This is a genomic window from Paralimibaculum aggregatum (assembly GCF_030270585.1).
GTDB classification, from domain to species: domain Bacteria; phylum Pseudomonadota; class Alphaproteobacteria; order Rhodobacterales; family Rhodobacteraceae; genus Thermohalobaculum; species Thermohalobaculum aggregatum.
The window spans coordinates 36,817-55,162 of sequence record NZ_BSYI01000036.1 but is presented as its reverse complement, the minus strand read 5'-3'; the positions used below and the strand labels follow the sequence as shown (position 1 = coordinate 55,162).

The 18,346-nt window shown below is 72.5% G+C and carries 16 protein-coding genes; 7 read left to right on the top strand and 9 right to left on the bottom strand.

The window, feature by feature from the left end; translation table 11 throughout:
* Window positions 1-147: 147 nt before the first annotated feature.
* Entirely contained in the window at window positions 148-2,043 is a 1,896-nt protein-coding gene (locus QSJ97_RS18415; RefSeq protein ID WP_285673523.1) for a caspase family protein, read from the top strand.
* Between the two features lie 42 nt (window positions 2,044-2,085).
* On the opposite strand, the gene QSJ97_RS18410 is transcribed toward QSJ97_RS18415, so the two are convergent.
* Complete coding sequence (locus QSJ97_RS18410) at window positions 2,086-3,876, bottom strand: SLC13 family permease (RefSeq protein WP_285673522.1); 1,791 nt, start codon at window positions 3,874-3,876, stop codon at window positions 2,086-2,088.
* A 159-nt stretch (window positions 3,877-4,035) separates the two neighbouring features.
* Between QSJ97_RS18410 and QSJ97_RS18405 the strand changes: the two genes are divergently transcribed.
* The 3 genes from QSJ97_RS18405 (at window position 4,036) to QSJ97_RS18395 (ending at window position 5,481) form a co-directional block, all read left to right on the top strand.
* A complete protein-coding gene (locus QSJ97_RS18405; RefSeq protein ID WP_285673521.1) occupies window positions 4,036-4,803 on the top strand; it encodes an aldolase/citrate lyase family protein in 768 nt (255 codons plus the stop codon).
* 26 nt (window positions 4,804-4,829) lie between these two features.
* Window positions 4,830-5,105 carry a hypothetical protein gene (locus tag QSJ97_RS18400; RefSeq protein ID WP_285673520.1) on the top strand — a complete coding sequence of 92 codons (276 nt, stop codon included), beginning with the start codon at window positions 4,830-4,832 and terminating at the stop codon, window positions 5,103-5,105.
* Between the two features lie 244 nt (window positions 5,106-5,349).
* Window positions 5,350-5,481: a hypothetical protein gene (locus QSJ97_RS18395; protein WP_285673519.1), complete on the top strand. Its 132-nt coding sequence runs from the start codon at window positions 5,350-5,352 to the stop codon at window positions 5,479-5,481.
* Between the two features lie 71 nt (window positions 5,482-5,552).
* Here QSJ97_RS18395 and QSJ97_RS18390 read toward each other — a convergent pair whose 3' ends face one another.
* From QSJ97_RS18390 to mnmA, 3 genes are all read right to left on the bottom strand, one after another.
* Window positions 5,553-6,953, bottom strand: coding sequence for a M20/M25/M40 family metallo-hydrolase (locus QSJ97_RS18390; protein WP_285673518.1), 1,401 nt, complete (start codon window positions 6,951-6,953; stop codon window positions 5,553-5,555).
* 63 nt (window positions 6,954-7,016) lie between these two features.
* Window positions 7,017-7,625, bottom strand: coding sequence for an exopolysaccharide biosynthesis protein (locus QSJ97_RS18385; RefSeq protein WP_285673517.1), 609 nt, complete (start codon window positions 7,623-7,625; stop codon window positions 7,017-7,019).
* The gene (mnmA, locus tag QSJ97_RS18380; RefSeq protein ID WP_285673516.1) at window positions 7,622-8,773 is read right to left on the bottom strand and encodes a tRNA 2-thiouridine(34) synthase MnmA; all 1,152 of its coding nucleotides are present in this window, start codon (window positions 8,771-8,773) and stop codon (window positions 7,622-7,624) included. Before mnmA ends, QSJ97_RS18385 begins: the two co-directional genes overlap by 4 nt.
* A gap of 95 nt (window positions 8,774-8,868) precedes the next feature.
* Here mnmA and sciP point away from each other — a divergent pair, with 95 nt between their 5' ends.
* Both sciP and ctrA read left to right on the top strand, forming a co-directional pair.
* Window positions 8,869-9,147, top strand: coding sequence for a CtrA inhibitor SciP (gene sciP, locus QSJ97_RS18375; RefSeq protein ID WP_285673525.1), 279 nt, complete (start codon window positions 8,869-8,871; stop codon window positions 9,145-9,147).
* A 94-nt stretch (window positions 9,148-9,241) separates the two neighbouring features.
* Window positions 9,242-9,955 carry a response regulator transcription factor CtrA gene (gene ctrA, locus QSJ97_RS18370; protein WP_285673514.1) on the top strand — a complete coding sequence of 238 codons (714 nt, stop codon included), beginning with the start codon at window positions 9,242-9,244 and terminating at the stop codon, window positions 9,953-9,955.
* Window positions 9,956-10,324: 369 nt separating this feature from the next.
* On the opposite strand, the gene QSJ97_RS18365 is transcribed toward ctrA, so the two are convergent.
* From QSJ97_RS18365 to bcp, 4 genes are all read right to left on the bottom strand, one after another.
* The gene (locus tag QSJ97_RS18365; protein WP_285673513.1) at window positions 10,325-10,933 is read right to left on the bottom strand and encodes a bactofilin family protein; all 609 of its coding nucleotides are present in this window, start codon (window positions 10,931-10,933) and stop codon (window positions 10,325-10,327) included.
* On the bottom strand, window positions 10,923-12,278 hold the full coding sequence (locus QSJ97_RS18360) for a DUF5930 domain-containing protein (RefSeq protein ID WP_285673512.1): 1,356 nt from the start codon (window positions 12,276-12,278) through the stop codon (window positions 10,923-10,925). The genes QSJ97_RS18365 and QSJ97_RS18360 overlap by 11 nt, the downstream gene beginning before the upstream one ends.
* Before the next feature lie 168 nt (window positions 12,279-12,446).
* Window positions 12,447-13,280, bottom strand: a complete 834-nt coding sequence (locus QSJ97_RS18355) for a ferritin-like domain-containing protein (protein WP_434220933.1) — start codon at window positions 13,278-13,280, stop codon at window positions 12,447-12,449.
* A complete protein-coding gene (gene bcp, locus QSJ97_RS18350) occupies window positions 13,277-13,756 on the bottom strand; it encodes a thioredoxin-dependent thiol peroxidase (RefSeq protein ID WP_285673511.1) in 480 nt (159 codons plus the stop codon). The genes QSJ97_RS18355 and bcp overlap by 4 nt, the downstream gene beginning before the upstream one ends.
* A 164-nt stretch (window positions 13,757-13,920) precedes the next feature.
* Here bcp and QSJ97_RS18345 point away from each other — a divergent pair, with 164 nt between their 5' ends.
* Entirely contained in the window at window positions 13,921-17,352 is a 3,432-nt protein-coding gene (locus tag QSJ97_RS18345) for a YhdP family protein (protein WP_285673510.1), read from the top strand.
* A 13-nt stretch (window positions 17,353-17,365) separates the two neighbouring features.
* Here QSJ97_RS18345 and gluQRS read toward each other — a convergent pair whose 3' ends face one another.
* Entirely contained in the window at window positions 17,366-18,262 is an 897-nt protein-coding gene (gene gluQRS / locus QSJ97_RS18340) for a tRNA glutamyl-Q(34) synthetase GluQRS (RefSeq protein WP_285673509.1), read from the bottom strand.
* Between the last annotated feature and the right edge of the window lie 84 nt (window positions 18,263-18,346).

Below are 18,346 nucleotides of genomic sequence, written 5' to 3'. Positions count from 1 at the left end.
GCGCCCGCCTCCGGGCGCAGCGACGATGCCGCGGCGATCGAGGACCGGCTCCGCGGCGGCGGCGAGGTCGATGGCGGCGGCGGCGGCGGCAGATAGCGGGCGGGATCCTCCGGCGCGTGGCGGCGCCGATCATCAAAGGCAAAGGTCATGCGTTTTTCCATTTTGCTTCTGCCGTTGCTCGGTGCGCTCCTTGCCACGCCGCTCGCCGCGGCCGAGCGCATCGCGCTGGTGATCGGCAACGCCGCCTATGCCCATACGCCGCGGCTCTCCAACCCGGCCCGCGATTCCGCCGCCATCGCCGCCGCGCTGGAGGCGGCCGGCTTCGCGGTGACCCGGGCCGGCGATGCGGATTTCGACACCATGCGCCAGGCGCTGGCCGGGTTCCGCCGCGCCGCCACCGAGGCCGAGGTGGCGGTGATCTATTTCGCCGGCCACGGGCTCGAGGTGAACCGCACGAACTATCTGCTGCCGGTGGATGCCGATCCGCGCGAGCCGGGGGATCTGGTGTTCCACGGGCTGCGGCTCGACACGCTGCGCCGCGCGGTGCGCCCGGCCCGGCGGCTCAGCCTGGTGATCCTCGATGCCTGCCGCGACAATCCCTTCGTGGCGCGCATGGCAGAGCTTGCCGGCTCGCGCAGCCTCGGCATCGGGCGGGGCCTCGGCAGGGCCGACGAGGCCGGCGAGAACGAGCTGGTCGCCTATGCCGCGAAGGAGGGCACGATCGCGCAGGACGGTGTGGCCGGCGGCAACTCGCCCTATGCCGCGGCGCTGGCTCTAAAGCTTCGCGAGCCCGGGCTGGAGATCAACCAGCTGTTCCGCGAGGTCTATGACGAGGTGGTTCTCGCCACCGGCGGACGGCAGGAGCCAGCAGTCTATGGCTCGCTTTCGGCGGCGGCGTTCTACTTCGTGCCCGCTGCACCGGTGCCCGAGCCCGAGCCCGATCCTGCGGCCGCGCCGCCGGCGGGTCCGCAGCTCGAGGCGGCCTATGTCACGGCGATCGCGGGGAGCGAGGACCCGCGGGACTATGAGGAATATCTCGCGCGCTGGCCGGAGGGCTTCTTCGCGGGGGTGGCGCGGCGGCGGCTGGAAGGGTTCGCCGCCGACATGCCCGGTTCCGACCCCGAACCCGCGGCGCCGGTGCCCGGCGGCGGAGGGCAGCGCGTCGCGGCCGTGCAGCCAGATGCGCCCGCCGCCATGCCCGGCGGGACCGAGGAGGATGCTGCCGATACGCCGGCATCCGGCCCGGACACGGCCTTTCGCCCGGACCGCGCGCAGATCCGCGAGGCGCAGGCGCGGCTCAACATCCTCGGCCTGGATGCCGGCCCGCCCGACGGGGTGATCGGCCCGCGGATGCGCGCGGCCATCGCCGCCTTCCAGCAGCGGAAACGGCTTGCGGTGAGCGGGGAGTTCGACAGCGTCACCTTCGCCGCGCTGCAGGCCGACCGGCTGGCGACGCGCAAGCTCGCCGCCTATCTCGCGGGCCTCGAGACAGCGCAGGAGGCAGAGCCGGCGGCCCCCGAGGCGCCGGGCGGCGCCGGTCCCGTCCCGCCGCCCGAAGCGGGAGCCGGGCCGCCGGTCACGCCGGCAGGCCCGTCCGAGCTCTTTGCCACCACTGGCGTCAATCTTCGCGCCGGGCCGGGCACCGGGCATCCGGTGATCGGCGCGCTGCAGCGCAACCAGCGGGTGACCGTGGTCGGACGCTCGGCGGACGGTGTGTGGCGCGCGGTCCGCGTGCAGGGGCGGGAGGCCTTTGTCCATGGTAGCTACCTGTCCCCGAGGCGGGTGACCTCGGCACCGCGGCCGGAGCGGGCGGAGCCGGCGCCCACCGCCGCGCCGCCCGCCTCGCGAACGCAGGCGATCGTGGCGGCACCCGGGCCCCGCCCCGCCGCTGCGGCCGCGGCGGCGCCGCGCCCGGCCGTACAGGTGCCTGTGCAGCGCAGCGCGCCGACCCCGCGCCGGGACGATGCCGCGGCGATCGATCAGCGGCTCCGTGGTGGCCGCAGTGTCGATGGCCGTGGCGAGGGCGGCGGCGGCGGCAAGTAGCGCGGGCCGGCGCGCCGGGCCTGAAGGCGCGCGCCGTCCCGATCAGGGCACCAGAGGCCACCAGAGCGGGATCAGCAGCGCCGCCAGAACGCCGACGCCGAGATTGAGCGGGATGCCGAGGCGCATGTAGTCGGTGAAGCGGTAGCCGCCGGGGGCGTAGACCATGGTGTTGGTCTGGTAGCCGATCGGGGTGGCGAAGCTCGCCGAGGCCGCCAGCATCACCGCCACCACGAAGGGCCGGGCGTCGAGCCCCATCGCCTCGGCCACCGAGATCGCGACCGGGGTCACCACCACCGCCACCGCGTTGTTGGAGACCAGCTCGGTCAGCACCGAGGCCATCAGGAACACCAGCCACAGCACCATCTGCGGCGGCAGCCCGATGAGCCAGGGCGCGGCGCTCTCGACCAGCAGCGCCACCGCGCCGGAGCGCTCCAGCGCCTGGCCCATGGCGAGCATGCCGACGATCAGCGCCAGCAGGCGCAGCTCGACCGCCTCGAAGGCCTCCTCGGCGTCGATGCAATGGGTCAGCAGCACCACCGCCACGGCGATCAGCGCGAGCCCGGCGATCGGCATGATCCCGGCGGCCGCGCCCAGCACCACGAGCCCCAGCGCGCCGAGCACGATCGGCGCCTTCTCGCGGCGATAGGGCCGCTCGGAGGGGCGGGTGAGATCGACCAGCCCCTGCTCGGCGGCGAGCCGCGCGATGTCGTCCGGCGCGCCCTCGAGCAGCAGCGTGTCGCCGACCCGCACCCGGACCTCGTCGAGCAGCGTGCCGATCCGCGCCGCGCGCCGGTGCACCGCCAGCGGATAGACGCCATAGCGCCGGCGCAGGCGCAGGTCGCCGAGCAGCCGCCCGACCAGCCGCGCACCGGGCGTGATCAGCGCCTCGACCGTGATCGTGGACTTCTCGCCGAGCGGGTCGATCTGGCCGGCCATGGCGAGGCGCTTGTTCTCGCGCAGCGACAGCAGCTCGTTGACCCCGGTGCGGATCACCACGATGTCGCCCTGCGCCAGTTCCACCTCGCGCAGCCGCCGGCGCAGCGAGAGATCGCCGCGCACCACGTCGATCACCATCATGCCGGCGCGGGAGAAATGCGGCACCTCCAGCACCTTCTCGCCGATCAGCGAGGAGCCGGCCGGGATCACCACCTCGGTGAAGAACTTCAGCCGCTTGCGCTCGGGCAGCATGCCGGCCAGCGCGTCCCGCGTCGGCAGCGCCCAGGGCGCGGTCACGGCGATGAAGCCGAGCCCGGCAAGCGCGATCACCAGCGCCACGGGGGTGATCTCGAAGAGCCCGAAGGGCGCGAGCCCCGCGCCCTGTGCCACGCCGTCCACCAGCAGGTTGGTGGAGGTGCCGATCAGCGTGCAGGTGCCGCCCAGCACCGCGGTGTAGGAGAGCGGGATCAGCAGCTTCGAGATCGGCACCGAGAGCGCCTTGGAGAGCCGGCCGACCATCGGGATCAGCATCACCACCACGGGGGTGTTGTTCATGAAGGCCGAGGCGGTCATCGTGAAGCCGGCCAGTGCGCCGAGCACGGTGCGCGGGCGATCCGCGGCGTTGCGCGCGATGGTGCGCGAGAGCGCCTCGAGCCCGCCGGTGCGCACCAGCGCGCCGGAAAGGATGAACATCCCCGCGATCGTCAGCGGCGCCGGGTTGGCCAGCGTGCCGAGCACGGTATCGACGTCGAGCACGCCGATGCCCAGCATCAGCGCGGCGCCGGAGAGCGCCACCACCTCGGGCGGATGGCTCTCGCGCAGGAACAGCGCGAACATGGCGACCAGCGTTGCCAGGGTCACGAGGGCGGGCCAGAGGCTCACGAGATCGCTCGTCATCGGGGGTCCTGCATCTCCTGCGGCCGGCCGGCGGGCTGTCCTCGGGTGTCGGGCGACCGGCCCGGCGCGACAGTCTGCCGACTCGGCGCATGCCATGCAATCGGCGAGCCTGTCGCCGTCGGTGGAACCGGATGTTCGGGACGCGGAGGAGGTGACGCGATGGCAACGGCAAGGAACAAGCTCGAGGAGCTCTGCGGGCGCTGCCCGGTGCATGTGGCCTGGCTCGGCCTGCCGCATGCCGTGGCGGCGCGGCTGGCGGCCGAGGCGGGATTCGAGGCGGCGGTGGTCGACCGCGAGCACGGTGCCATCGGGATCGAGACCGCGGCCGCCATGGTCTTCGCGCTGGGCGCCGAGGCGGTCGGCGCCTTCGTGCGGGTCCCCGACCATGGCCGCCATGCCGTGGCCCAGGCGCTCGATGCCGGGGCCGACGGGCTGATCGTGCCGCAGGTGGAGAGCGCGGCGGAGGCGGCGGCGGTGGTGCGCACGGCGCTCTACCCCCCGGCGGGGACGCGCGGCGTCGCCCTCCCGGTGATCGGCGCCACCGGCTACGGCACCGACCGGAACTACCAGGCGGAGTGGAACGCCCGCGTCATCCTCGCCATGCAGATCGAGAGCCGGGCGGGGCTCGCCGCGGCGGCCGAGATCGCGGCGGTCGAGGGCGTGGACATGCTGTTCTTCGGGCCCTTCGACTATGCCGCCGATGCCGGGCTCGACCCGCATGCCGACGGCGCGGCGCTGCAGGCGGTGTTCGCCGAGATCGTGGCGGCGGCGAAGGCCGCAGGCAAGCTCGCGGGGGTATTTCCCTGGCCCGGGCAGACGACCTCTACCCTCGCGGCGAGCGGCGCGGATATGATTGCCGCGGCCTCGGACATCGCCACGCTGCGGCAGGGATTCGCGGCGGCGCTCGGGGAGAGCCGGGGCGCTTGACGAGGCGTTGCACAGGGAGGCAGGCCGTGAGCCGACCGGACGGACACCCCGACGACCCGCGGGCGTTGATCGCCGAATCCTACCGCATCGAGGGGCTGACGGCGGAGGATGCCCGCTCGATCTTCTTCGACTGGGCGCTCGGCCTGCCGGCGGGGACGGATGCCGGGGCGGCGGCGGGCCGGCTGCTGGCGCATCACGCGCCGCCCGGCGATCATCCGATGACCGAGCTGCTGCGCGAGGCCATGGCTGCCGGCGGCGCGGTGCGGCGCGGGCGCACCGGGCGCCGGCGCCGCGGCGACTGAGGCGGAGCGCCCGGCGCGGGCCGGCGCGGCCTCCCGCAGGCCCCGCCCACCCTGCCGGTGCTGCACCCGGCGGCGGGTGTCACGCCCCCCTTCGCCTGCGGGAGGCCGCGCCGGCCCGCGCCGGGCGCCCATCGGGCGGTGCCGGGCCCGGACGTCCGGGGCAGTCGGGTGCAAAAATCCTGTGCGGCGGGGCGGCTCTGCCCTAATCTCGAGGTCCGGAACATCCCTGGACGGAGACAGCATCATGAAGACGCTCGCCCTGCCGGTGCTCGTGCTGGCCCTCGCCGCTTTCGCCATGCCGGCCGCGGCCTGTCCCTGGTCGTCGCAGGAGACGACCGAGAAGCCGAAGGAGGAGGCGGTCGATCCGGCGACCTGAGCCGCCCGGCCGACCGCCCGGCATGTCAGCGATGACCGACCCGGCGGCGGTGCCACCGGGCCCATCGCGTCTCACCCCGCGAGCGCCGCGAGCACCCGCGCCCAGGAGCGCGCGCCGCCGTGGAAGCTGGTGAGGTCGTATTTCTCGTTGGGCGAGTGGATGCGGTCGTCATCCTGGCCGAAGCCGATCAGCAGGCTGTCGAGCCCGAGCTGGCGCTTGAACTGGCCGACCACCGGGATCGAGCCGCCGGAGCCGATGAAGGCCGCCTCGCGGCCCCATTCATCGGTCAGCGCCTGGCGGGCCTTGGCGAATTCCGGCGCCTCGATCGGCATGGAGATCGGCTTGCCGGCCCCGAAATCGGTGAAGGCGACGCCGCATTGCGGGTCGATCGCGGCGCGCATATGGGCCTGGAAGGCGGCGCGGACGGCCTGCGGGTCCTGCTCGCCGACGAGGCGGAAGCTGACCTTGGCATGGGCCTCGGCCGGGATCACGGTCTTGAAACCGGCGCCGGTATAGCCGCCCCAGATGCCGTTGATCTCCGCCGTCGGGCGCGACCAGAGCTGCTCGAGCGCGCTGCGGCCCTGTTCGCCGGCGGGGCTGGAGAGGCCCACCGCCCCGAGGAAATCGCCGGGCTCGAAGCCGAGCCCCTCCCATTGCGCGCGCAGCTCCTCCGGCAGCTCCGGCACGCCGTCGTAGAAGCCGGGCAGGGTGATCCGCCCCGCGGCGTCGCGCAGCGCCGCCAGCGCCCTGGTCAGCTCGTGGATCGGGTTCGCCGCGGCGCCCCCGTAGAGCCCGGAATGCAGGTCCCGCGACGGGCCGGTGACGGTGACCTGCTGGGTGACGTTGCCGCGGAGCTGGGTGGTGATCGCCGGGGTCTCGGGGTCCCACATGCCGGTGTCGCAGACCAGCGCGACATCGGCGGCCTTCAGCTCCTCGGGCTGGCCGGCGAGATAGGCGGTGAGCGACTCGCCGCCGCTTTCCTCCTCGCCCTCGAGCAGCACGGTGACGCGGCAGGGCAGGCTGCCGGTGGCGGCCTTCCAGGCGCGGCAGGCCTCGAGGAAGGTCATCACCTGGCCCTTGTCGTCGGAGGCGCCGCGGGCGGTGATCGCCTGGCGCCCGTCCGGCAGCCCGGCGATGCGGGGCTCGAAGGGATCGGTCTCCCAGAGCTCGAGCGGGTCCACCGGCTGCACGTCGTAATGGCCGTAGAACAGCACATGCGGGCCGCCCTCGGGGCCGCCATGGCCGATCACCAGCGGGTGGCCCTCGGTCTCCACCAGCCGGGCGTCGAAGCCGATGGCGCGGAGATCGTCGAGCAGCCAGTCGGCGGCGCGGCGGCACTCCTCGGCATAGGCCGGATCGGTGGAGACCGATTTCAGGCGCAGCAGCGCGAAGAGCCGCTCGAGCGCGCCCTCGCGGTCGGCGTCGAGACGGTCGAGAACGGCGGCGATATCGGGCAGGGGTGTGTCGGGCATGGGGCCTCCTCGCGGTTTGCGCGGAGGCTAGTCCCGCGGCGCGGGGCTTGGCAAGCCGGCGGCTCAGAAGGCGGTGTCGAGCGCGTAGCCGAGTGCCACCAGCGTGCCCCCGGTGAAGAGATAGCCGAGCAGCGCCACCAGCCCGTCGCGGCCCATCAGCGCCAGCCCGAAGGCCATGATCCCGAGCGAGGCGGGCAGGGCGAGGAAGGGCACGATCGAGAGCACCACCATCGCCATCGCCAGCAGCGCCGCGACCGCCGCGATGGCGATCCGCGCCGGCCGGCCGGCCACCAGCACCGCCATGCGCTCGCCGAGCAGCGCGTCGACCCGCGCGCCGATCGGCCGCACCCAGCCGAGCACCCTGTGCACCGGGCCGGCCGAGACCTCCTGCCGGCGCAGGATCTCCGGCGCCCAGAGCCGGTTCTGCCCGCCGATGAAGGTGTTGAACACGGTGAGCAGGATCACGATGGCCGCCACGTTCGGCAGCCCCGGCAGCGCGCCGATCACCGGCAGCGAGACCACGAGGCCGAAGACCGTGAGGATGAAGCCGAGCGAGCGGTCCTCGAAGGCGTCGAGCAGGGTGCCGACGCGCAGCCTGTCCTCGCCGACCGCCTCGTCGATGTCGTCGATCGCCTGCTCCAGCGGCTCGTCGTGGCCCTGATCGCCGGTCACCGCGTGATCCAGCCGCCGCCGAGCACGCGGGTGCCCTCCGGCGCGTAGAACACGCAGGCCTGGCCGGGCGCGACGCCTTCCTCCGGCGATAGCAGCTCGACCTCGGCGCGGTCCCCGGCGGGATGGATCCGTGCCGGCGCCGGCGGCCGGGTGGAGCGGATCCTGACCAGCGCCTCGTGGCCGCCCGCCGGGGCATCGTCGAAGGCGCCGTCGCCGAGCCAGTTGACCTCGGCCACCGGCACCCGGCGGGTGGCCAGCGCCGACCGCGGGCCGACCACCACATGGCGCCGCTCCGGGTCGAGCCTGAGCACGTAGAGCGGCTCGCCGCCGCCAAGCCCGAGCCCGCGGCGCTGGCCGATGGTATAGTGGATCACGCCCTCGTGGCGGCCGAGCGCGCGGCCCTCGCGATCGACGATCTCGCCGGGCTCGGCGGCGCCCGGGCGCAGCTTCTCGATCACCGCCGCATAGCCGCCCTCGGGCACGAAGCAGATGTCCTGGCTGTCCGGCTTGTCGGCCACCGGCAGCCCGTGCTTCTGCGCCAGCGCGCGGGTCTCGGCCTTGGAGGCCAGCCCGCCGAGCGGGAAGCGCAGATAGCCGAGCTGCTCCGGCGTGGTGGCGAAGAGGAAATAGCTCTGGTCGCGCGCCGGATCGGCGGCCCGGTGCAGCTCCGGCCCCTGCGGGCCGTCCTGCCGGCGCACGTAATGGCCGGTGGCGAGGCAGTCCGCCTCGAGCTCGCGCGCGGTCTCCAGAAGGTCGCGGAACTTGACCCGCTGGTTGCAGCGCACGCAGGGGATCGGGGTGGCGCCGGCGAGATAGCTCTCGGCGAAATCCTCGATCACCGATTCGCGGAACCGGCTTTCATAGTCCAGCACGTAGTGCGGGAAGCCCATGGTCTCGGCGACCCGGCGCGCATCGTGGATGTCGCGGCCGGCGCAGCAGGCGCCCTTCTTCGCGAGCGCGGCGCCGTGGTCGTAGAGCTGCAGGGTGATGCCGACGACGTCATAGCCCTCGGCCGCGAGCTCGGCGGCCACCACCGAGCTGTCCACGCCGCCGGACATCGCGACCACCACGCGGGTCTGCGCGGGCGGTTTCGGCAGGCCGAGGCTGTTCGCCGCCTGCGGTCTCGCGATGGTTTCCGTCTGCGTCATGGTCCTGTTTTTCCACGATCGGGCGGCGGCTTTCATCGGCTCTTAAGGTCGCGCGCCTAGCTTCAGGCCCACGACATAGTCAGAGAAGGAGCGTGATGGAAGACAGGTGTGATGTCCAATTCGTCATCGGCCCCGACGGGGAGCGGATGACCAGGGCCGATCTGCCGCCAACGACGACCCGAAGATGGGTCCCCCGCCGGAAGGCGAAGGTGGTGGCAGCCGTAGAAGGCGGACTGATCACGCAGGAAGAAGCTGCCCGGCTCTATTCCATCAGCGACGAAGAATTCGACTGCTGGCGGTCCGCGCTGTCGTCCTACGGGATGCGCGGGCTGCGGGTGACCCAGCTCCGACGGAGCCGCACCAGATCAGAATGACCCCGATTGCCCGCCCGCGGTAACCCCCCGTTTACTTTCTCGGTGTTAACCTTTCAGTGCGTCTGTTAGAGTTCATGGGGCTGCGGAGCGAACAATGCGAATTTTGCTGATCGAGGATGATCAGTCTATGGCGGACAGCATCGAGCTGATGCTGCGCAAGGCTGAGCTGAACCCTTACGTCACCGATAGCGGCGAGGAGGGGGTGGAGCTGGCCAAGCTGTACGACTACGACCTGATCATCCTCGATCTAAGCCTCCCCGACATCGACGGATACGACGTGCTGCGCCGGCTGCGCATGGGCAAGGTCGAGACGCCGACGCTGATTCTCTCCGGCCACGACGCGGCGGAGGACAAGATCAAGGGATTCGGCTGCGGCGCCGACGACTACCTCACCAAGCCGTTCGACCGCGACGAGCTGATCGCGCGGATCCATGCCATCGTCCGCCGCTCCAAGGGCCATGCGCAGTCGGTCATCCATACCGGCAAGCTGGCGGTGAACCTCGATGCCAAGACCGTGGAGGTGGACGGCCATCCGGTGCATCTGACCGGCAAGGAATACCAGATGCTCGAGCTGCTCTCGCTGCGCAAGGGCTCGACGCTGACCAAGGAGATGTTCCTCAACCACCTCTATGGCGGCATGGACGAGCCGGAGGTGAAGATCATCGACGTCTTCATCTGCAAGCTGCGCAAGAAGCTCACCTCCGCCACCGGCGGGCAGAACTACATCGAGACCGTCTGGGGCCGCGGCTACGTGCTGCGCGATCCGGTGGCCGCACCGATGGCGGCGGAGACCGGCCGGGCCGGCTGAGCCGGCAGCGAGCCGCCAGGTCCGACATCGCCGTTCGGAGGACAGAACGTCCCTGACCCGCATTGCGCCTGTCCGCGCATCCCGGCGGCACATCACGCAGCGCAGATGCCTCCCGGCGCCCTGGGCCGCCCGTCATCCCGCTCATCGCTGGTGAAGCCGCTCTCCTGAAAACGTGCCGGCCGATGCCGAGCCGCGGATCACGGTTGCTCCCCGAGCGATCCGGACCCGCTCTCCCGAGGAACACCGCGACGACAGCCAACCCGGCCGCGCCCCTGGCGCCCGGCTGCCCCGGAGAGGCGCCGCCCCCGAACGCAGCGCGCCGGGAGGCGAGGCTCCCGGCGCGACGAGGATCGGCGGTGGCATGGCGGTTCAGTTGTCGGTCTTGGCCAGCGGGCCGGCGCCGGCGGCGGCCACGGCCGAGATGCTCTCCGCCGCAGTGGTCGGCACCGGACGGCCGCCCGCGGCGCCGTCGCCGAGCGGGTCCTCCGAACGCTGCACCGAGCCCTCGAAATGCGCGCCGGACTCGATCGCGATCGACTTGTGCACGATGTCGCCCTCGACCTTGGAGGTCGAGGTCAGCCGCACCTTCAGCCCGCGCAGGCGCCCCACGACGCGGCCGTTCACCACCACGTCGTCGGCCACCACCTCGCCGCGAATCGTCGCGCTCTCCCCGACGGTGAGCAGATGCGCGCGGACATCGCCCTCGATGGTCCCCTCGATCTGGATGTCGCCAGAGGTGCTGACATTGCCCTTCACGGTGAGGTCGCTCGACAGCAGCGAGGGCGAGGGCTTCGATTTCGCCGGCAGCGAGGGGGCCGGGGCGCTGCTCGGGCTGCCGGTGGTGGCCGGCGGCGGCGTGCTGCCCGGCACCATGGAGCCGGTGGCGCCCGGCCCGCCGGACGGTTTCGGGCCGGAGGCTGCGCTCTTGGTGGTGGAGGATGGCGTGTCGGTGTCGCTGATCTTGTTCTTAGAGAACATCTCGCGTTGCCTCGATAAATTTCTTCGGGTTGATCGGATCCTCGTCGATCCGGATCTCGTAGTGGAGATGACTGCCGCTCGAGCGGCCCGTGCTCCCCATGAGCGCGATCCGGTCGCCACGTGTCACACGGTCGCCGGCTTTCACCAGCGCGCGCTTCAGGTGAGCATACCGGGTTTCATAGCCGAAGGCATGCTTAATGATCACGATATTGCCATAGCCGCGCATGCGGCCCGCAAAGCTTACCAGACCCGCCGCGGTGGTGTTGATCGGGGTGCCGACCGGTGCGGCATAGTCGACCCCCTTGTGCATCGACCAGCGCCGCCGGAACGGGTCGCGCCGCTTGCCGAAGCCGCTGGTGAAGCGCGCGCCGTGCACCGGCAGGCCGAAGGGCAGCCGGTCGACCGCGATGCGCAGCAGGTTGGCGCGCTCCAGATCGCCCATCAGGGCGGCGATGCGGGTGTCCTCCTCGCCGCCGTCGAGGCGGGCGGCCTCGTCCTCGGTGAGCGGCTCGAACGGCCCGCCCGAGCCGCTGTACTCGCTGCGGGTGGTGGCGAGGATGCGCTCGATGTCGAGATCGGCGCGCTCGAGCACCGTGGTCAGCCCCTCGAGGCTGGTGCGGGCGGCGGTCTCGAGCTTGGTGAGCACGCTGTCCTGGTGGTCGCGCCAGTGCTCGATCTGGCCGGTGAGATCGGCGATCTGGGTGTCCAGCGAGGCGATCTCGGCCAGCGCCTCGTCGCGCTCGGCGATCACGGTGCCCATGGCGCTGGTGATCATGCTGCCGGAGAGCAGGTCCTCCGGCACGGCCTCGGGCTGCGGATCGGTGGCCTGCTTCAGCATCGAGAGCCGGGTCTCGCGCAGCGTGGCCTCGAGCTGGGCGACGCGCTCGGCGGCATCGCTGCGCTCGAGCTGGATGCGCTCGACGGCGCGTTTCAGCGCGCGGCGCTCGACATCGGCGGCGCGCAGCGCCGCGGTTGCCTCGACGAGCCGGCCCTGGGCCTCGCCGAGCGCCCGGGCGGCGGCCTGGCGGTCCGCGCGCAGGGCGGCGATCTCACGCTCGAGACCGGCGCGCTCGGCGTCGATGGCGTCGAGCCGGGCGGCCCATGCCCGCTCCACCGCGGCGCGGGTGAGCGCTGTGCGCTCCGCCTCCATGGTGGTCTCGAAGGTCTTGACGGTGGCGAACCCGCCCCAGGCCAGACCGACGGCAATCGCGAGGATCGAGCTGGCCTGCGCCATCGGCGTCAGCAGCAGATACCGCGAGTTCGCCTCGGTCCGGATAAAGATCTGACGTTCGGGCAGGACCCGTCCGATCGCAGCGTTCAGCGCACGCGCTATCGCAGTCGACATCCCGGAAAACCCCCAGCAGCCCCTCGTACAGTGACGCCCACGCAACAGTTTAGTTTTTTATGGCGTGCGTGTTTCGCGCAACGTTGTAGGACATGGCTGCCGAGGTTGGCAATGATTTTCTCCGGAGATGGTCCGGCGGCGGCGGGCCGTCGCGCCCGGCTGGCGCGGTCAGCGCGCATCGGCGAGGGGCCAGTAGAAATCGAGCGGCAGGCCGGCCTCGGCGCGCTTCTCGTCGTTGAAGGGGGGCCTGAGGGCGCCGTCGAAATAGCGCCGCACCAGCCCGTGGAAGGTTTCCTTGGGGTCGAGATCGTGCCGCCCGCAGAGGAAATGGAACCATTTCGAGCCATAGGCGACATGGCCGACCTCCTCGGCATAAATCACCTTCAGCGCCGCCACGCTCTCGGCATCGCCGGCCCGCTCGAACATCGCGATCATGTCGGGCGTGACGTCGAGGCCGCGTGCCTCGAGCACCATCGGCACCACCGCGAGGCGCCCCATCAGGTCCGCCGCCGTGGCCGCGGCAGAGCGCCACATGCCGGCATGGGCGGGCAGGGCGCCATAGGGCGTCTCATGCGCCTCCAGCCGGTCCGAGAGCAGGCCGAAATGCTTGGACTCCTCGTCCGCCGCGCGCACCCAGTCGTCGAAGAAGCCGGTCGGCAGGCGGGTGTCGGAGAACCGCGCGACGATGTCCCAGTGCAGGTCCACCGCGTTCAGCTCGATATGAGCGATGGCATGCAGCAGCGCGGCGCGGCCGGCGCGGGTGCCGGTGCGCCGGCGCGGCACCGCGCGCGGGTCGAGCAGCGCGGGGCGCTCCGGGCGGGCGGGGAAATCGGGCGGCGCGGCACGGCCGATCTCCGGCGTCTCCCCGGCCTCGCGGGCGGCGAACCAGGCGGCCGCGGCCGCCCGGCTCGTCGCCGTCTTCTCCCAGGGATCGGCGGTGCCGAGCACCCGCGCGGCCGCCGCCGCCAGCCCTCCCGCGAGCGGATCGGGAGCGGTGCTCACCCGGCCGCCTTCACCGCCTCGAGCACCTTCTCAACATGGCCCGGCACCTTCACCTTGCGCCATTCCTGCAGCAGCGTGCCGTCGCGCCCGATCAGGAAGGTCGAGCGCTCGATGCCCATGTATTTCCGGCCATACATGCTCTTCTCGACCCAGACGCCATAGCGCTCGCAGAGGTCGCCGGCATCGTCGGACAGCAGCGTCACGCCGAGTTCGTGCTTCTCGACGAACTTGTCGAGCTTCTTCACCGGGTCCTTCGAGACGCCGAGCACGACGGCGCCCACGGCGGCGAATTCATCGAGCTTCTCGGTGAAGCCGAGCGCCTGCTTGGTGCAGCCGGAGGTGTCGGCCTTGGGGTAGAAGTACAGCACCACCAGCTTGCCCTCGAGCTCGGCGAGGGCGTGCGTCGTGCCGCCATTGCCGGGCAGCGAGAATGCCGGGGCGGGCTGGCCCGCCTGGGGGAGGGAATGTGCATCCATGAAGTTCGGTCTCGTCAGTTTGCGTTGCGGTCGACGGAAACGCCGTCTCTGCCGTATGGTGGCTTACGGTGTTTCGCCAACAGAAGCTATGGCTGGGTTCTGCGGCGGCAAGATGGGCCGGCCGGCGCGCGGTGTCGCGGCGCCCGGTACGCGGGGACGACGGCATGGGCTTTGGCGGAGAGACTGTATCCCGGACGGGCGGCGTCTATGGCGCCTGTCGCAGGGGCGTGCGGCTCTGCCTCAAGGTGGTGGCGGGGCTGGCGGCGCTGGTGGTGATCGCCACCGTCACGCTCTATCTGCGGCTTATGCAGGGGCCGCTGGCGATCGACCCGGTGGCGCATCTGACCGCGGCCTATGTGAACGCCAGCATCGACACCGCGCGGATCGAGATCGGCGGCGCCTCGCTGCGGCTCGGCAGCCGCGGCGCGCCCTCCGGCATCGAGTTCGGCGGCGTCCGGGTGCATGCGCCGGACGGCACGGTGCTGCTCTCGGCGCCGCGGCTCGCGGCCGGGTTCCACCTGGCCGATCTGGTGCAGGGCAAGCTGCAGCCGACGCGCATGGTGCTCTCGGGCGCCCGGGCCCGGGTGCTGCGCGACCGCGACGGGCGCATCCGCTTCGGCCTCGGCAGCGGCCCCGGCGTGCTGATCGACGACGCGGTGGCCGGCGCGGCCGCCGAGACCGGCCCCGAGGCGGCGATCGAGGAGCTGCTGGCCGCCGAGCCCGCGGGCGCCGATGCCGTGGCGCGGATCATCCGCGGCTTCGTCGGCGATATCGAGCCGGTGCCGATCCTGTCGCGGCTCAACTACGTGGCGGTGCTGCAGGCGGACCTGATCTATCAGGATGCGCTCAGCGGCAAGGTCTGGCGCACCAGCGGCTCGGATCTCGAGATCTTCCAGACCGCCTATGGCGCGCGCGCCAAGATGCGCGCCGCGGTCACCGAACGCACCGACGCGCCGACCCGCCTGCGGGTCACCGCAACGCGCAAGGCCGGCACCGGGCTCACCGAGTTCGCCATCGGCTTCGACGGGCTCCAGCCCAATCACTTGGCGGTGCAGGCGAGCTCGCTGAGCTGGGCCGGGCTGATCGAGGCGCCGCTCGACGGGCGCATGCGGCTCTCGATCCAGCCGGACGGCACGCTCGGCCCGGCCGAGGGCAGCATCTCGGCGCGCAACGGCCGGCTGCTCGGCGTGCCGCGCCACGCCCAGCCCTTCCGCCTCGCGCGGATCGGCTTCCGCGCCGAGAAGGGCTTCCGCACCCTCGCCTTCACCGGCATCGAGATCGACGGCGACGCGCTGCAGGCGAAGCTCACCGGCGAGGTGCTGGTGCAGGGGCCGGACCCGCTCTCGGCCGAGGCGGTGGCGGCGCAGATCTATGTCGAGCGGCTGGCGGCGGACCTGCCGGGGCTGTTTCCCGAGCCGGTCGCCTTCGACGGCGGGCAGGCGCTGGCGCGGGTGCAGCTCGAGCCGCTGCAGATCGAGCTCGCCAACCTGCACCTGACCGATGGCGACCTGACCCTCGCGGCCGCCGGGCGCGCCGCGCTCGAGGGCGAGGACTGGCATCTGCGGATGCGCGCCACCGGGCAGAATGTCAGCGTGCCGGATCTCAAGCGCCTCTGGCCCATCGGCACCGGCGGCAATGCCCGGATCTGGGTGATGGAGAACATCATCTCGGGCCGCGTTCCGGAGCTGGTGGCGCAGTTCGACATGCTGGGCGAGACGCCGCAGTTCGCGCTCGATTTCCGCTTCGAGGAGGTGACGAGCCGCTATCTCGGCGAGATGCAGCCGATCGAGGACGCCTGGGGCACCGGGCATCTCGGCCTCTCGCGCTTCGATCTCGCGCTGGAGCGGGGCGAGGTGCGGATGCCGGGCCATGCGGCGCTCGACATCGCCGGCTCGCAGCTGACCTTCTCCGACATCCTCGGAGATGCGCCGCCGGCGGATATCCGGGTGGTGGCGGACGGGCCGGTGGGGGCGGTGCTCGACCTGATCGACGAGCCGCCGCTCGGCCTCATCGCCAAGCTAGGGCTCGATCTCGGCGATCCGGACGGCCGGGCCGAGGTGACCGCGCGGCTCGGCCTGCCGCTGCTCTCCTCGCTGAAGGTCGAGGACGTGAAGGTGGCCTCCGAGGCGCGGCTCTCCGACCTCGCGCTGGCGCTCGATCTCGGCGGCGGCGGGCTCGACGTGACGGCACAGGCGCTGGAGCTGACCGCCTCCGACAGCCGGCTCGACCTCTCCGGGCAGGTGACCGCCGACGGCGTGCCGCTGCGCATCGCCTGGGCGGAGCGCTACGGTGCCGAACCGGGCCGCGATCTGCAGCTCGCCGGCGCGCTCACGCCGAAGCTGCTGCGCGCCCGCGGGCTCTCGGTGCCGGGATTCACCGGCGGCAACGCGCCGGCCGAGGTGGTGCTGAGCGGCGTCGGCGATGCGATGCGGCTGACCGCGACGCTGGATCTCGGCCCGGCGGCGCTCGACATCGCGCCGCTGCGCTGGAGCAAGCCGGCCGGACGGCCCGGGCGGCTGGAGATCGCCGGGCGCCTCGGCGCGGCCACCGATATCGAGCGGGTGGTGCTGAGCGCGCCGGGGCTCGATCTCGCCGGGAGCGCGCGGCTCGGCCCCGCGGGCCGGCTCGCCGAGGCGCGGATCGACCGGCTGGCGATGGGCGAGCGCTTCGACATCGCGGGCCGGGTCACGCGCACGCCGGAGGGGGTCTACGACATCACGGTGGAGGGGCCGCGGCTCGATCTCTCCGACTTCATCGACGACCCTGCCGATACCGACAGCTCGGGCCAGGTGGCGCTGCGCCTCGATGCGCGGATCGGCCGGCTCGACCTCACGCCCACGCTCTATGTCGCGCCGGCAGCCGTGGTGCTGAGCCAGACCGAGGCGGGGCGCATCGTGCTCGAGCTCTCCGGCGAGGCGGCCGGGCGCAGCCGCTTCCACGCCCGCTATGCCCGCCGCGCCGGCGAGCCCGGCACCGTGCGCATGACCAGCGACGACACCGGCGGGCTGCTCTCGGCGCTCGGGCTCTTCCAGGGCGGCAGCGGCGGCAGCCTGATCCTCGATGCGGTGTTCAAGCCGGCCGAGGACATGGACCTGCGCGGCGAGGCCGAGATCCGCAACATGCGCGTGCAGCGGGCGGCGACCTTCGGCGAGATCCTGGTGGAGGGCGGTGCCGCGGAAGCGGCCGAGGCGGTGGAGAGCGGCCTCGTCTTCGACACCATCAACATCCCCTTCAGCTATACCGACGGGGTGATCGCGCTCGAGCCCTCGATCGCGCGCTCGCCGGCGCTGGCGCTCAAGGTGGAGGGCGAGGTGCAGGAGGCCGAGGGCCGGCTCGACCTGCACGGGGTGATCTCGCCGGCCTATGCGCTCACCGGCGTGCTCGACGAGATCCCGGTGCTCGGCACGCTGCTGAGCGGCGGCGAGGGGGAGGGGATCCTGGCGATGACCTTCCAGGTCTTCGGCTCGCTCGACGATCCCTCGGTGGAGGTCAACCCGCTCTCGGTGCTGATGCCGGGGATCCTGCGCGGGGTGTTCAGCCGCAAGGCAGCGAAGCCGCGGCAGGATTTCCTCGACCAGCTCGGGCCGACCGAGTAGCGCCCCGGCGCTCTCAGGCGAGGCCCAGCCGGGCGCGGATATCGGCCGGGGTCGCGCCCTCGGCACGCAGGCTGGCGAGCGCGCGCGCATCGTCGCGCTTGGCGAGGCGCCGGCCGGCCTCGTCGCGGATCAGCCGGTGATGGTGCCAGACCGGCACCGGCAGCCCGAGCAGCGCCTGCAGCAGCCGGTGGATCGGCGTCGCCGGGAAGAGATCGGCGCCGCGGGTGACATGGGTGACCTGCTGGAAGGCGTCGTCCACCACCACCGCCAGGTGATAGGCCGGCGCGCCGTCGCGCCGGGCCAGCACCACATCGCCGACGCCGGCGAGCAGAGCCGCCGGATCGAGCGGGATATGCCCGGTCTCGCCCGCCGGGCCGGCGCCGGTCTCCTCGAAGCCGAGCGGCCTGCCCTCCAGCGCCGCCAGCGCCCGGGCCATGTCGAGCCGGACCGCGAGCCCCTCGCCGGGCGCCAGCCCGAGCCCCCGGCAGGTGCCGGGATAGACCGGCCCGTCCGGCCCCGCGGCAGGCGCCGCCCCCTCCTGCGGCGCCGCGGCGGCCTCGGCGATGTCGCGGCGGGTGCAGCGGCAGCGATAGGTGAGCCCCTGCCGCTCCAGCGCCGCCAGCGCCGCCGCATGGGCCTCCAGCCGGTCGGACTGGAGGAGCGCCGGGCCGTCCCAGTCGATCCCGAGCCAGGCGAGATCCTCGAAGATGCCCGCGACGAACGCCTCGCGCGCGCGGCCGCGGTCGAGATCCTCGATGCGCAGCAGGAAGCGCCCGCCCGCCGCCCGCGCCGCCGCGAAGGCGGTCAGCGCCGAGAAGGCATGGCCGAGATGCAGGCGCCCGGTCGGGCTCGGTGCGAAACGTTCGGTGTGCAGCGGCGCCTCCCAGCGCGCGGTTTCCGGGCCATTCATCTTGCCGCAGCGGGATTCATGTTGCAATGCACAATAAGAGCGGCTACATAGGCGGAAACCGCGTCAGGAGGATAACCCCGTGAG